Below are 15,555 nucleotides of genomic sequence, written 5' to 3' on the forward strand. Positions count from 1 at the left end.
GCGCCATGTATTTCAGCGCTGTGTGACTTATGCTTTGTTACTGTGCTGTGTTGCTGGGCTATTTTTAAAGCGATATTAGGTTGTACATGATTGAACTAAATGGAGGTTAAAGCTGTAAAGCCCCTTTACAGCTAAAAATTTTTAAAGTGAAACAAACACGCGTTTTGTAGCTTGAGGCTTAATAACGAGCTAAAAGCAAGGTTAGGTTGCTGATACACACAGTGATTTAATTTCTTTAATAAGAGCTATACCGGCTGCGTTATCGCCATGCACGCACAAACTGTTAGCATTTAAGTTTAGAGAGTTTCCTGAGCGAGTGGTTACACAGCCGTCGGTTAATAGCTGTTTTACTTGTGCTAAAAGCGCTGGCTTGTCGTGAACGCTGCCATCAAGGTGGCGAGATACTAAATGCCCTTCGTCTGTATATTGCCTATCAGCAAAGGCTTCTAAAATAAGATCTACACCTAAACTATTGGCGGCAAAGGTGTGTTTTGCAGAGTCTTTTGTGGCTAACAGCATAAGCTTTAATGGTGCAGGGTAGTGCGCTATAGCAGTAATAACTGTTTGTAAAATATGATCGTTTTTCATCATGTCGTTATATAAAGCACCATGTGGCTTAACATAGCTAAGTGTTAAGCCCTGTACTTTAGCCATGCCATCAAGGGCGGCAATTTGGTAATGTAAGCAATTGGTCAGTTCTTGCGCGCTAAGCGCCATAGAGCGCCTGCCAAAGCCTTGTTGGTCGGGGTAACTTGGGTGCGCACCTATTTGTACATTGTGCTGCTTTGCTAAATACAACGTATCGGCTATTACATCTGGGTCTCCACCATGAAAACCACACGCAATATTTGCCATATCAATATGAGGCATTACCTCATCATCTAATCCCATTTTCCATGCGCCAAAGCTTTCGCCTAAATCGCAATTCAGTTTCATTTTTTATCCCTTGTTATTATTATTTTATGGTCACCGGCAGTACGCCATGAGCGTGTGCACTGCCTAACAATACCTTAGCAAGCGCTGTAAATGCAGGCCCCGCAACAGCATTGTTTTTATCTGTATCTATATTATACGCATAAGAAGCAAGAACTGCATTAGCTCTGCTGCCAAACTGCGCTATGTCGTAGGGGGCACGCAAACTTATAAATATTGTTTTTTTATTCACTGATGCAGCTATATCCAGTAATGATGACAGCGCTTTAGGTTGCTCAGCGGTATTGAGTGCAAAGCGAGGGTCGTCTTTTAAATCATCCATTCCGCCAATCTCTACAGCGCTTTGATTAGGCGTAGCGTTGCCTGCAATAACAACATCTGCATTTTTAATTAAGCTATGTGCCTTTACAGGGTCAAACCCTTGTAAACTACTGCAACTATATTTAAGCGCCGCATTACTTATAGCGCTAAGCGCTTGCTGCATGGCCATGCATTTTCGGGTATCGGGCATAATAATATGGATGTGTTGCCCTTTGCTTAAATTAAGAGGCAATGCATTATTGTTATTTTTAACCTCAGTAATAGCATTTACGGCAAGCTCAGCTTCTATTTTGCGATGTGCTTGAGAGCCAATAATATCTTTTGCTTTAGCCAAAGTGCTTAATGGGTCTAGCTGTGTGGTTAATTTAAATTTATTTTTTAAAGCGGTTATACGTGCAGCCGATTGAGCCACTTCTTCTTTACTGAGTTGTTTATTATTAACAGATGCGACTAATTCATCCATAAGTTTGTCGAGTGCGTTTAAATCAGCCGGTGTTCTGATCTCTATTGGCATAAGCGCTAGGTCAACGCCTGCTGCAAAGGTATTGATTACCGCTTGGGTTGGGGTAAAAAAGTGACTAATGCCAGCCATATCTAAAGCGTCGGTTACCACCACGCCTTGATAATTTAACTCCCCTCTTAAAATGTCAGTAATTATAGTACGCGACATAGTGGCGGGTTTTATCATGCTTTTGCCATCAACACTTACAAACGTACTGTTATCGAGTTGTGGGTATTGAATATGCGCCGTCATAATCATACCTGGGTTTTGCGTGGCAATTATGTGTTTAAAGGGAGCTAAGTCTTGTTGGTATATGTCTTCTTTGGAGTGATTTACTTGTGGTAACCCTGTGTGGCTGTCTACGTTGGTATCGCCGTGCCCTGGGAAATGCTTTAACGATGTAATAACGCCGTTGCTCTCAAACCCTGCCACTTGTGCTGCGCCTAGCTTACTGACAAGTGCTGGGTTTTCACCAAACGAGCGAACATTAATTACCGGGTTATCGGGGTTCATGTTTACATCTACCGTAGGGGCATAGTTAACATTAATACCTAACGAATTTAGCTCTTTAGCTATAACAGTGGCAATTTGGGTTGCGTATTGAGTGCCATACTTTTTATAGGTTGCACCAATAGACATATTACCAGTAAATGAAGTGGCAACATCGCGAGGTAAACGCGCTACTCGGCCGCCTTCTTGGTCTATCGAAATAAATAACGGCAGCTTTGAGCTTGATTTACTCGCCGCAGTTTGTAATTGGCTATTAAGGGTAATGGTTTGCTCAATAGATTGGGTGTTTTCAGAAAATAAAATTACACCACCAATATTATGCTTTGCAATGGCCGCTGCTAGTTCATCAGGTAGGGTAGTAACCGGTGTTCTGCATTGTTTGCTTGACCCTTGCTGACAAAAATAGCGCAAATCGAGTATTAGTTTTTGCCCCAATTGTTGTTCAAGAGACAGTGTAGGCTTAGCAAAAGAAGATTGTAATGGCATTAAACACCCAGATAAAAAAACAACAGACGAAATAAAGCATTTATTTAGCAAAACACACTCCAACGCTAAATAGATAAGTGGCAGTAGCTTATCTATTTTTGTGTACAACTGCAAAGTGCAGCTGTTTGTATACACAGGGTAAATTGTAAGGCGTGTATCATGGCTGAATACGTTTTATCTAAATGGTGAGTAGGTGTTAAATTAGCTGTACTCATTGCCGCCGTTTTAAAAACTAAAGATTAAATAGTTCATTGTTTTAATTGGCCAGTTAACTATTAAAGCCGCGCAGGGGTTAAGCTATAGGCTAGCCACGGGAGTTATTAAAGGTTAAGCACAAACACTATTTATTGCCTGCATTACTATAAAGGCTTGACATAAATAGTTAACTCTATATAGTAGGCCGCAGCTAGAAAGAAAGCATGTAATTTATAAATCTCCATTTCGTTGTTGTATAAGTAATACTTGTAGTACCGTCCTGAAGTTTTTAAGTACCATCTCATTTTTTGCTACACCCGCTCTTATGAGCATATTTTTTATTTTTATATCAGGATATTACAATGTCTAACATCGTATCAGGTACAGTTAAGTGGTTCAACGAGTCTAAAGGTTTTGGTTTCATCGAGCAAGAAAACGGCCCAGACGTTTTCGCACATTTCTCAGCAATCAAAAGCGAAGGTTTCAAAACTTTAGCTGAAGGGCAACGTGTAGAGTTCACTCTTTCACAAGGTCAAAAAGGTCCTCAAGCGGATAACATCACTCCGTTATAATTTTTACTTTTAAAGTAAAAATAAAAAAAAGCGCTTAAGGCGCTTTTTTTGTGCCTAAAATTTGACTGTAAAATAGTGCCATCTATCATTTAATAATATAAATTAATGTAGTGGTGCGGTTATTCTAAAACTCTTTCCTTTTATTGCTTGTTTCTTCTTAAGCACGTTTACTTATGCAAACCATTTTAAGTTAGTTATTTATACAGATCAGTTTGCACCTTATAATTTTATAAACGAGCACGGCCAACTTGTTGGCGCTAACTACGATATAGTCAACGCACTGTGTATTAAAGCAGAAGTAGAGTGCGACTTTAAAGTCATGCCTTGGAAGCGTGCCGCAATGCTTGTGCATAAAAAGCCTTATTCAGCCATTTTTTCAATGGCGCAACATACTAACCGAATTCCTTTATTTAATTGGCTTGGTCCGTTAACTACTGCACGAACTTATTTTTATAAGTTAAAAAGCCGTCCTGATGTCACTGTAAATACCCTTAACGACACCACTCTTTATTCGTTAGGCATGGTAAGGGGAGATATATATCAATCATTGGTCAAAAAAATAGGGTTTGTAAATGGGCAAAACTTAATGACGTTTGGTGAAGAGCAACAATATATTCAGCTTTTTATAAACAATAAAATAGATCTTATTTTAGGCTCGGAGCACGTTATTTATAACCAATTAAAGCCTTATAACGTGAGCTTACTTGATGTAGAGCAACTCACTGAGCTACCTGTAAGTAACGACCTTAAAGATAATTATTTAGCGTTTAATAAAGCGGTGCCGCAGCACATAGTAGATCGCTTTCAACGTGCCTTTAAAGCGCTAAAACAAGAGCGCAGTCTCGATTCGTTCATAGCGCCATATAGCAATAATTAATCACTAAGCCCCTATTTTAGACTTTATTACTTAGGTACTAAATAACGTAACTAAGCGTTAAAGTTGCGCTTAAAAAAGCAAGGTTTAGCTTAGGGGCTAGGGTAGCCCTTGGGTATTTTTAAGTGTGTGAAAGGCTTTTTGTAGCGCGTTTATATAGCGCATATCGGTGTTTTTATTTGCTGCCAAATAGGCATCTACCTTGAGTTCTTCTACATTATATATGGCTTTAAATTGAGCGTCAGGGGTGGGCAAATACTGACTTATTTGATGTATTAGTTCGGGGTCATCAACAATTAAGTCTACTTTTTTGGCAACCAATAACGCATACGATTTTTGTATATCGGTGGTTAGCACAACCTCAAACCCCAAGTTAGTTAATATATCAGTAGAAAAGTCGTTACGTTGCATCGCTATTTTGTATTTTTTTGCTTCCTCAGTATTGTTAATAATTATGTCGTCACGCTCTTTAAGCGCAACAAAAGCAAGCTCAAAATGCGAAACTGGGCCTATCCAATGAAAGTTGTTTTCTCGCCCTTTGGTGCGCGCTATGGTGTAAATAAAGGTGTTTTGGATAGTGCTGGCAAGTCTAAATGCTCGCGCCCATGGGTACATTTGTATATCGGGCGTTAGGTTCGCCTTTGCAAAAATAGCCCTTATAAACTCAGTGCCTTTGCCTGTCACTTTTCCATCAACGAGTATTTGATCGGGCGGTGAGAGTTCCGTGACAACTAAAAGAGGGTCTGAGCTTGCGTAGCTATTAAAAAAAACAAACAACAATACTAATAAAAGTTTACGCATTTATATAAATCGTCTTATCAACAGCGGCTATTTTATGAGTGTGCTTAAAGGTAGAACATCAATAAAACAGTAGGTTACATTAGGATAAACCTAAGTGTGGCCTAAAATTTATAATTTACCACTTTTCAATAATACAAATTTATCGCAAAAATATAAAAAGCCATGCGCGTATATGTACTTAAAGGTAAGAAAGAGGGAGTTGTTTTTAACAGGAAGAATATATTTATAAGGGCCCTAAAACGATAAAAGGGCCTTGCGGCCCTTGGTGAAGTATCGTTCAAGTCAGATAGTGCTTTAACCCCTTAAAGTACTATCTTCTTGTTTTGCAACACCGGTGTTCATCTCATTAAGTTTCTAAGCTAGCGAGAGGAAAAACCCAGCAATTGCTGCGCTCATAAGGTTAGCCATAGATCCTGCTAACACTGCTCTGAGCCCTAAGCGTGCGATATCCTTTCGCCTACTAGGCGCCATACCGCCTAATCCACCTAGTAAAATAGCTATCGACGATAGATTAGCAAACCCACATAACGCAAATGTTACAATTGCTTGAGTGTGCGCACTTAACGTATCGCGATAATTTATAAAGTCTAAGTAAGCAACAAACTCATTTACTACTAACTTTTGACCAATAAAACTACCTGCTATGATTGCCTCATCCCATGGTACGCCAAGTAACCATGCAACAGGAGCAAATACATAACCTAAAATTTCTTGTAGCGTTAAAGTAGGGTAATCAAACCACCCACCAATACCGCCTAGTAAACCGTTTAATAACGCTATTAATGCTACGAAAGCTAATAGCATTGCGCCCACATTTAGCGCTAAATGCATGCCGTTAGCTGCGCCTGATGCTGCTGCATCAATAACATTAACTGGCTTGTCTTCATCGGTGTCTAAATCAGCAAGCGTATCTTTAGGTGTTTCGGTCTCTGGCACAATCATTTTGGCCATTAAAAACCCACCTGGTGCAGCCATAAAGCTGGCGGCAATTAAATACTTAAGCTCTACACCAATAATTACGTAACCTGCCATTACAGAGCCTGCTACCGTGGCTAAGCCACCTACCATTACTGCAAACAACTCAGACTTAGTCATGGTTGCTATAAACGGCTTAACAATTAAGGGTGCTTCAGTTTGGCCTACAAATATATTAGCCGTTGCTGAGAGCGATTCTGTGCGTGAGGTTTTCAATAGTTTTTGTAAACCGCCGCCCAGAATTTTAATTATCCAATCCATAATGCCAATGTGGTAAAGCACAGCAACAAGTGCTGAGAAAAACACAATGACCGGTAAAACTTGAATAGCAAAAATAAAGCCGAGTGTATCTTGCGATGCAAGTGGGCCAAATAAAAACCCAATCCCGTCGTTTGCAAAGCTAATTACCGAAGAGACGGCACTAGACATACTTGCTAACACATTTTTACCTGCTTCAAAAAACAGTACAAACCCACCAATAACTACTTGCATAGCAAAGGCTATCGCTACGGTGCGTAAGTTTATTGCTTTACGATTAGTCGAAGCCGCAAAAGCAATACTTAGTAGTACAAACATGCCTACTAAGCTCATAAATGTTGTCATACAGATGTTTCCCGTTATTATTCTTGTAGTAAATACTTAATTTTACTTTTAATAATATCAATCGCAACGCGGTTCATTCCGCCTCGAGTCACAACCAAATCAGCGTTATGCTTTGAAGGCTCAATAAATTGATAAAACATCGGTCTAACAGTTGCTTGATATTGCTCAACAACAGATTGTAATGTTCTGCCTCTTTTTTCCATGTCTCGTTGCATACGACGCATTAAGCAAATATCAAGGGGTGTATCTATAAATACCTTAATATCAAATTCTTTATTAAGTGCTTTATCACTTAATAATAAAATACCTTCTACTATTAAAATTTTAGCTGCAGCAACGCGACGAGTTTCATCGCTTCGTGTGTGTTGTGCATAATCATAAGTAGGTACTTCGACAGAGTTACCACTACGAAGTTGAGTTAAATGTTCAAGCATTAACTCATGTTCAAATGCATCAGGATGGTCGTAGTTAGTTTGCGTACGGTGTTCCATAGGCAAATGCGACTGATCCTTGTAATAAGCATCTTCTTCAATAATGGCGATAGCGCCTGGTTCAAGCTCATTAACCAACTCATTGTAAATAGTTTGGCTAAAAAGAGATTTGCCCGACGCTGATGCGCCAGCAATAGCTATAATAGTTCGTGTCACTAAAGTTCTCACCCACACAGAAAGGAAAAGTTGTTTGGTTGATCACAATAGCAAAAAAGACACGAATAATCTCTTTTGCTTTGCTTAAGAACGCAAATTTATAATGTTTAGCTTTTATGAAACAGGACTTATGTCCTGTACGGAAAATTCGATCAGCGGATAAAGTAACCACCTAGAAGCAAAGTGAGGTCAACATGGCAAGAGCAATCATCTTAATGGCAGACAGCCTAGGTATAGGCGCAGCACCCGATGCAGACAAATTTGGTGATGTTGGAGCAAATACACTCGCCCACTTATTAAAAGCATACCACGACGAAACGGGTAAAGCGTTATCGTTACCTAATTTATCTAAATTAGGTTTAATCGATGCCTGTGAGGCAGCGGGCGGTGAAACGTGTTTAGTTTCTGAGCGTCAAGCATCGCAAGGTGCGTGGGGTTATGCAAAAGAGCTTTCAAGCGGTAAAGATACGCCATCAGGGCACTGGGAAATGGCCGGCGTACCTGTGTTATTTGATTGGGGCTACTTCCCTAAAACACAGCCGAGTTTTCCACAAGAATTTGTAGACGAATTTATAGCCGCTACCGGTATACCTGGCATTTTAGGCAACTGCCATGCATCAGGCACTACCATATTAGAGCAGCTAGGCGAAGAGCATGTAAAATCAGGCAAACCAATTTGTTACACCTCTGCAGATAGCGTGTTTCAAATTGCCGCACACGAAGAGTCTTTTGGCCTTGAGCGCCTTTACGAAGTGTGTGAAATTGCCCGCGAATTACTTGATAAACTAAATATAGGCCGTGTTATTGCTAGGCCATTTTTAGGCACAAGCAATGCAGATTTTGCCCGTACTGGTAATCGTCGCGATTATTCAGTATTGCCGCCAGCACCGACCCTATTAGATGTACTATCTAAACACGGCGGTGAAGTAATAAGCATTGGTAAAATTGCAGATATATATGCACACCAAGGCATTACCCAAAAACACAAAGCCCCAGGGCTGATGAATTTGCTTGAAAAAAGCAGCGAAGTATTAGCAAGTGCGCCAGATAACAGCTTAATTTTTACCAATTTAGTTGATTTTGACGAAAAGTTTGGCCACCGTCGCAACCCAGTTGGTTATGCAAAAGCGTTAAAAGAATTTGACGATTACTTACCAACTATACTAAACCAATTAAATGCAGATGACGTGTTAATGATCACTGCAGATCACGGCTGTGACCCAACCTTTCCAGGTTCAGAGCACACCCGCGAATATGTACCAGTTATAGCTTATCAACCGGGCATGCAAAATACCCCGCTTGGCGAGCGCAATAGCTTTGCAGATATAGGCCAAACCCTTGCACAGTGGTTTAACTTACCTGCACTTGAATACGGTGACGGCTTTTTAAATAAGCTAAACGCGCCTAAATAAAAAGGAAAACAATTAATGAGTACTCCGCATATTAGTGCAAACGTTGGTGACTTCGCTGAAACAGTATTAATGCCGGGCGATCCGCTTCGTGCACAATACATTGCTGAAAACTTTTTAGATGATGCAGTACAAGTAACAGGCGTACGTAACATGTACGGCTTTACAGGCACATATAAAGGTAAACCCGTAAGTATTATGGGTTCGGGCATGGGCATACCATCTATGTCTATTTATGCGCGTGAGTTAATTGTAAGCTTTGGCGTTAAAAATATTATTCGTATTGGTACCTGTGGTGGTATTGGTACAGATATTAAAATTCGCGACGTAATTTTTGCACAAGGCGCAAGCACCGACTCAAACGTAAACCGTGCACGCGTTCGTGGTTACGATTTTTCAGCAATTGCTAACTTTGACCTACTTTTAAACGGTGTTAACGCCGCTAAAGACCTAGGCATTAAAGCAAAAGTAGGTAACGTATTTACTACCGATACCTTCTACCAAGCTGACGACACATTCTATAAAGACCTAGATAAACTAGGTGTACTAGCTGTAGATATGGAAACAGCAGGTTTATATGGTGTAGCTGCAGAGTATGGTGCTAACGCAATGGCACTATTTACCGTAAGTGACCACGTGATCACCGGTGAAGCAACACCTGCAGATGAGCGCCAAAGTACATTTAACGAAATGGTTAAAATTGCTTTAGAGTCTATTTAATAAAGGCAATTTTATTAAATTAGCAAACAGTTCCTTGGTAACGTATTCACTAAGTTTTGGAGACACGCCCAAAGTGAAGTGAGACTAAACCCCCAAAGCCGCATTTTATGCGGCTTTTTTTATGCCTATAAAAGCGCTTTGGCAAAAGGATTTACACCTAAGTAAAAGCGTTGCTTTTAAAACGCCAGCAAGCTGCGCGTCTACACAGCACGAGCTAACCGCGTAGCTGGAGTTTACCTCGCGTTTGGTATTAATTTCTTCGTGGCATAAAGCCGCTGCTACTCATTAACTCCACCATAAAGTACGCAGAGGCGCTTTGCGCTACATATAGAAAACACGGGTTTGGTTCATCACTTCTCATTATCTTCTCGGTGTTCTCAGTGGTGACATAATCACTTTTAAACAAAAGCAATGCACGTCTACAGGAGGTAGCTCCGACGTTAACTTGACTTGTAGACGTCGAGGCAAGCTCACTGAACTCGATGTGATAAATGATAGCTAATCATTTATCAATGAGAGATACAAGTCGTTGAGCTTGCTCACGCTAGAAGGGTAGTCCCTCATGGCTTTAGCAAAGGGGCTTACACTAGGGTAAAAGCGTTGCTTTTAAAACGCCAGCAAGCTTTGCGTCTACTGGGAAAGGCTCAGCTTAGGTGTTAATGTTGATATTGTAAACGTAGAGCTTGCTCAGAGTTGATTTGCACTACTACCATTTGCCTGAGCATCTTCACTTTTTCAATGATTGCATTGTAAGCATCACAACAAATTTATATCGTATAAGCCCACTAATAGTAAAAAGTATCGCTTCAGGTCTGTCACAGTCATGCCTAACACTCGTTGAAGCGTAACAATAAAACTTTGCAGCTTCTAATATACGTTTGTAGGAGGAAAGAAGAGGGGGTACAAGCAACTAAGCTGATAGATACTTATTGACAGTAAGGAATTTGAGCAACCTATAAAAAATTATCCAAGAAGTTCTTTGATAGACCATTTGATTCTAGGTATTATTAATAATCTTTATAAATTTACAAGCAGCAGGGGGCTGTGGGTTAAAATTATACCCCAAATAACCACTAAGCTCATGATGGTGTCCCTTTGTAAGAATGGGAAAATAATTTATAGGTATTTAGTCCCCACGGTTTTACTATTATGCCGTTAACTGCAATGGATAAATTAGCTAGTAGTTAGTATAGGGAACAATAGCTTTTATTCGTAAGTTTTCAGTTTAGTTGCTTACTTTATTGGGTGGCTGTACCGAAATTAAAGTTAATAAGAATAAATATAAAATAATTTTTATTCTTATTAAGCTAATCTTTTTTACTGATTGCTAGCAATAAATTAAAAACTATCGCTATTTTAGCAATGTTTTATTGCTTCAACGGTTAAAAATTAGTATTATTTTTAATCGTTAAAGGTTTAAATAACAAACTTAATATAAAAATATTAATTAGTTCATACAAAAATAATTAATTTGGCTTTGTGCAAATAATTAAGTGAATTGATTAAATACATGGATGATTTATAGGAATTATTATGCATAGTATAGGGGTCGTAATACCATTTTATCAACGAGATAAAGGAATATTGTTAAAATCTCTCAAGTCTATAATTGAGCAAGAAAGCTTAAGTAAAATAACTTACTATGTTGTTATTGTTGATGATTGTTCTCCTCTTTCACTTTCTGAAGAATTGGCACTCCTGCCTACTTTACCAAAAAATATACATTTAATTAGCCTTTACCACAAAACTAATTCTGGACCAGCTATAGCTAGAAATACAGCATTAAAATATATTCAAACTAAGCTTTGCAATATAGTTGATTATGTTGCATTTTTAGACTCGGATGATCAATGGGGTGTAAGCCATAGCACTTTAGCATTAGAGGCCTTCGACTTAGGTGCTAGCTTTTATTTTGGCAATACAGATCGAGATGGCTTCTATGATTCTAATTGGAATACTGATATTCCTGAAATGGAGCGCGATTTAAGCCACTTTTTAGTAGGCGAGTCTAAATTTTTAATAGATTCACCTGTTATTGTCCAGTCAATGTACAATAAATATTTATCGCAAACATCGACAGTTATGTACAGGCTGAGTAAATTTCCTGAGGTATTATTTTGCGACCAACTAAGGTTTGCAGGTGAAGATGAACTAATGTGGCTATTGTTGTGTTCTAATGCTGATAAAGTTGCGTACTACCCTTGTGACATCACAAAATGCGGCAAGGGTGTAAATATGTTTTTTTCGAACATAAGCTGGGACCTTGTAGGTTCATGTAACATTATGGGAAGTAAAGCTCTGGCAACAGCGATGATTTTAGAGAATATTCCATTAGATTCAGAGCAAAGAAAAATTTTAAAGAAAACTTTCAACTCTCATTGCTATGTTTATTTTAAATTAATGGTAAAACATATGCTAAAATTTCGTGAGATAGACTTCAAAAATACTCTTCTATTAGTTAAATATTTAGTAAGTAAAGATCTTTCTAGCCTAGGCGAGCATATAAACGTAGAAGTTGAGTTGTCTACAAAATAGTCTTTATAAACTCTATTTATCACTTCTTTTTTTGCTTTTTATATTAATAAAAGTAATTTTAATTTTATTGTTTAAGTGAGTATAAATTAATTTATATAATGTTTATTTAGTTTATATAGTGCTTGTAGTGATTATTTAAGTTTTACACTTTTCAGGAGTTAGAGTTATAATTTAACAGCGTATGGCCCCTCTCATTCTATAATAACTCCATTCTTATTGTCTTCTCCAAAATCGTATTACGAACAGAACCAAATATTTTAAGTCTTTAAGCGTTTAAATTTTATATTCACCTAATGTTTAATGCATTAGAGAAATATTAACCCTAATCTATTGTTTATAGTTAAAGCTAAATAAGTTTACAGAAATTTACTTCGTTTAATTAAAGTTTAATAAGAATTATGTAACCCCTAGGTAAAAGCGTTGCTTTTAAAATGCCAGCAAGCTGTATAGAGTTGGGTTAGCTCTAAGATTAATGTAAACATTGAAGATGCCTAGGTTGCTGAGGGTTGATGCGTATTTTCTCATTAATTTAACCACAGAAAGCATTCTGCGCTACGCAGAGAAACATGGGGGCTGGTTATATTACTTCTTATGGTTTCTCGGTGGTGACATAACCACTTTTAAGACGTGTTTAGAGAATAGGGTTTATCGTGTAGCAGCGAGTTTACCTCGCGTTTGGTATTAATTTTTTCGCGGCATAAAGCCGCTGCTACTCATTAATTGCACCGCAGAGGGCACAGAGACACAAAGGAAACAATGGGGGTTGGTAAGTCATTTCTCCTGCTCTTCTCCTTCACTCCTCTGTGGTGAAAAAAATCACTTATGAACGAAAACAACGCACGTCTGCACAGCACGGGCTAACCGCGTAGCTGGAGTTTACCTCGCGTTTGGTATTAATTTTTTTCGCGGCATAAAGCCGCTGCTACTCATCTTTTTTAAACAAACCAATGTTACCCAAAGTAAAAGCATTACGTTTAAAAAATCGCTACACCCAGTGTCACTCTTACTAAGTTAATGCTAGTGTATAAATTACAACCATTTATTGTTTTTGTTGTTTAACCGTTAAGCTATGGAGTTGACTATGTCTAACTGGGTAGATGCAACCGTAAAAAAAGTAACATGGTGGAGCGATACACTTTTCAGCCTGGTAGTAAACGCAAGCGTAGAGCCATTTAAAGCAGGGCAGTTTACTAAGCTCTCGATTATGGAGGGCGATAAACGTATTGCTCGGGCATACTCTTATGTCAACGCGCCTAATAACCCCGATTTAGAATTTTACCTTATCAATGTAGAGGGCGGCTTATTATCGCCTAGGTTGGCGCAATTAAAACCAGGCGACACTGTATTAATAGAGCAACGTGCCACAGGCTTTTTTACCTTAGACGAAATACCGCAAAGCGAGCAGTTATGGATGCTAAGTACAGGCACTGCAATAGGGCCGTTTTTATCTATTTTGCAGCAGCAAGAGGTATGGCAAAAATACACACAGATTAATTTAGTGCACGGCGTACGTTTTAATACCGATTTAAGCTATCAAAATCTTATACATACCCTAATAAACGCACACCCTACACAACTTAACTACATTCCGGTTGTGAGCCGTGAGGAGCCACAGCAAGGCCTGAAAGGGCGTATAACTACAGCAATTCAAAACGGCGAGCTATTTAGGAAAGCCTCTAAAACCCCAAGCCCGAGTAATTCGCAATTTATGATTTGCGGTAACCCACAAATGGTAAAAGACACCACACAGCTACTTTTAGACAAAAACTTTAAACGAAATCGTCGCAGAGACCCAGGGCACATAACGGTTGAGCAGTATTGGTAAAGTGTATAACAATCATTTAATTGCTACCCGAAAACGCTCAAATTTGTTATGTTGCAGCATTAACAGCGTTATATGTTCATATTAGGAAAGTTATGAAATCGTTATCTATTATTTTTGCCTCGCTTATTGCCACTGTTGCCCTGATCAGTTATGCAGCAGAGCAAACCAAAGAGACTCAAGAAGAGCAAAAAAGTACCGAGCAAGCGTCAAGCTCTACTCAAGCCAGCAATTCACCAACAAAAGCAAAAGATGAAAAGTTAAACACGCTTGAGTACCAAGCCCCTGAGCTTAAAACGCCAACAGTAGATACTACTAAACCTGACGACTCAAAAGTACTGGGTAGCGAAACCCCAAAACCGGTAGAAAAACCAAAAAACAAAGTAGAAAAAGCAGCAGCTGTGGCCGAGGCAGAAAAAGCGGTAACGCAAGCCAAAGAGGCATTAACCGCTAAGCAGCAAGCTAAAGCTAAGCAATCTCGCGAGTCGCTTGCTGTTGTAGAGCAACTAGTAGAAGCCTATAACGCACGTAATATTGAACAATTTATTCGTATGTACGATGAAGATGTAGAGTTTTATATTTTTCCTAATGAGCTATTATTTAAAGGAAAAGAAAAACTAATAGCCCGTTATGGCTTAATGTTTAAAAAATTAAAGTGTATTAATAGCTCGCCAATAAAGCGTATTGTGCACGGCGACATAGTAATAGACCACGAGCTATCAGAAACCTGTTCAACAGACGAAAACGTGGTAGATAAACGCTCTGAGTTAGTATCGAGCTACCAAATAAAAGACGGAAAAATAATCCGCGTATTATTTTTTAGATAATTATAAAAGGCATACTATGCAGTTAGCAGACGACAAAAAAATTCGCTTAATGTATCGCGTTGAGCCAGGGTGTTTAGGGCCGCAGGGCGCAGATCACATAGAAGACTTTTGTCGTTATGCTAATAAGCATATTAAATCACCTTATTACGGGCAATTTTTGTTTTTACCACGTTTTGACAAACAAAAAGATGAGCGTCAATACAGCGTAAAAAACCGCAACCTATCGCGAGTGCAAGCCAAGGCCTATTTAAACCATTTTGAAATTGATATAGATACCTTCGAAGAGCAACTCGACGAACTCCTCACCAAAGCCATCGATTTATACTTTAAACGATAATTATAAACGCCTGAATACAAGTTTTACCCTGTAGCTAATTTTGCCTGTATACGCCTAGTTTGCTCACCTTAGAAGCGCAGCTTCTCACTAATTGCACCACAGAAGGCATTTCGCGCTACACAGAGAAAACAGGCATTGGTGAGTTACTTCTTTGTGGTGAGATAATCATTTTTAAGACGTGTCTACAGAATAGGGTTTATCGTGTAGCAGCGAGTTTACCTCGCGTTTTATATTAAACTTTTTCGCGGCATAAAGCCGCTGCTACTCATTAATTGCACCACAGAGGGCACAGAGGCGCTTCGCGCTACACAGAGAAAGCACAGGTATTGGTGATTTATTTCTTCAGTTTTTCTCCTGCTCTCCTCGGTGGTGACATAATCACTTTTAAACGAAAGCATGAGCTAACTACGTAGCAGCGAGTTTACCTCGCGTTTTATATTAAACTTTTTCGCGGCATAAAGCCGCTGCTACTCATTAATTGCACCA

The 15,555-nt window shown here is 39.0% G+C and carries 13 protein-coding genes; 8 read left to right on the plus strand and 5 right to left on the minus strand.

Annotated features, from left to right (window positions below; all coding sequences use genetic code 11):
- Positions 1-201: 201 nt before the first annotated feature.
- Together MTF68_RS07365 and MTF68_RS07370 are read right to left on the minus strand one after the other, a co-directional pair.
- Complete coding sequence (locus MTF68_RS07365) at positions 202-936, minus strand: 5-oxoprolinase subunit PxpA (protein WP_248462117.1); 735 nt, start codon at positions 934-936, stop codon at positions 202-204.
- Between the two features lie 19 nt (positions 937-955).
- Positions 956-2,752 (minus strand): glycoside hydrolase family 3 protein, encoded by a 1,797-nt coding sequence (locus MTF68_RS07370; protein ID WP_248462118.1) that lies wholly within the window; start codon positions 2,750-2,752, stop codon positions 956-958.
- Positions 2,753-3,309: 557 nt separating this feature from the next.
- Between MTF68_RS07370 and MTF68_RS07375 the strand changes: the two genes are divergently transcribed.
- Complete coding sequence (locus MTF68_RS07375; RefSeq protein ID WP_004587186.1) at positions 3,310-3,519, plus strand: cold-shock protein; 210 nt, start codon at positions 3,310-3,312, stop codon at positions 3,517-3,519.
- A gap of 196 nt (positions 3,520-3,715) precedes the next feature.
- Positions 3,716-4,396, plus strand: coding sequence for a transporter substrate-binding domain-containing protein (locus tag MTF68_RS07380; RefSeq protein ID WP_348983616.1), 681 nt, complete (start codon positions 3,716-3,718; stop codon positions 4,394-4,396).
- Positions 4,397-4,492: 96 nt separating this feature from the next.
- Here MTF68_RS07380 and MTF68_RS07385 read toward each other — a convergent pair whose 3' ends face one another.
- The 3 genes from MTF68_RS07385 to udk all read right to left on the minus strand — a co-directional run bounded on the left by MTF68_RS07385 (position 4,493) and on the right by udk (position 7,419).
- On the minus strand, positions 4,493-5,194 hold the full coding sequence (locus tag MTF68_RS07385; RefSeq protein ID WP_248462119.1) for a transporter substrate-binding domain-containing protein: 702 nt from the start codon (positions 5,192-5,194) through the stop codon (positions 4,493-4,495).
- A 354-nt stretch (positions 5,195-5,548) separates the two neighbouring features.
- The gene (locus MTF68_RS07390) at positions 5,549-6,772 is read right to left on the minus strand and encodes a NupC/NupG family nucleoside CNT transporter (protein ID WP_004587189.1); all 1,224 of its coding nucleotides are present in this window, start codon (positions 6,770-6,772) and stop codon (positions 5,549-5,551) included.
- A 17-nt stretch (positions 6,773-6,789) separates the two neighbouring features.
- Positions 6,790-7,419 carry a uridine kinase gene (udk, locus tag MTF68_RS07395; protein WP_004587190.1) on the minus strand — a complete coding sequence of 210 codons (630 nt, stop codon included), beginning with the start codon at positions 7,417-7,419 and terminating at the stop codon, positions 6,790-6,792.
- Positions 7,420-7,613: 194 nt separating this feature from the next.
- On the opposite strand from udk, the gene MTF68_RS07400 reads away from it, so the two are divergent.
- The 6 genes from MTF68_RS07400 to MTF68_RS07425 all read left to right on the plus strand — a co-directional run bounded on the left by MTF68_RS07400 (position 7,614) and on the right by MTF68_RS07425 (position 15,069).
- Positions 7,614-8,831, plus strand: a complete 1,218-nt coding sequence (locus MTF68_RS07400) for a phosphopentomutase (RefSeq protein WP_096042662.1) — start codon at positions 7,614-7,616, stop codon at positions 8,829-8,831.
- Positions 8,832-8,846: 15 nt separating this feature from the next.
- Complete coding sequence (gene deoD / locus MTF68_RS07405; protein ID WP_004587192.1) at positions 8,847-9,548, plus strand: purine-nucleoside phosphorylase; 702 nt, start codon at positions 8,847-8,849, stop codon at positions 9,546-9,548.
- A gap of 1,533 nt (positions 9,549-11,081) precedes the next feature.
- Complete coding sequence (locus tag MTF68_RS07410; protein WP_248462120.1) at positions 11,082-12,083, plus strand: glycosyltransferase family 2 protein; 1,002 nt, start codon at positions 11,082-11,084, stop codon at positions 12,081-12,083.
- 1,081 nt (positions 12,084-13,164) lie between these two features.
- Positions 13,165-13,908 (plus strand): ferredoxin--NADP reductase, encoded by a 744-nt coding sequence (locus MTF68_RS07415; RefSeq protein ID WP_248462121.1) that lies wholly within the window; start codon positions 13,165-13,167, stop codon positions 13,906-13,908.
- 92 nt (positions 13,909-14,000) lie between these two features.
- Positions 14,001-14,732, plus strand: coding sequence for a nuclear transport factor 2 family protein (locus MTF68_RS07420; protein WP_248462122.1), 732 nt, complete (start codon positions 14,001-14,003; stop codon positions 14,730-14,732).
- A 16-nt stretch (positions 14,733-14,748) separates the two neighbouring features.
- On the plus strand, positions 14,749-15,069 hold the full coding sequence (locus MTF68_RS07425) for a hypothetical protein (protein WP_004589283.1): 321 nt from the start codon (positions 14,749-14,751) through the stop codon (positions 15,067-15,069).
- The last annotated feature ends 486 nt before the right edge of the window (positions 15,070-15,555 follow it).

It is taken from the genome of Pseudoalteromonas sp. 2CM37A (assembly GCF_023161885.1).
Lineage (GTDB): Bacteria > Pseudomonadota > Gammaproteobacteria > Enterobacterales > Alteromonadaceae > Pseudoalteromonas > Pseudoalteromonas atlantica.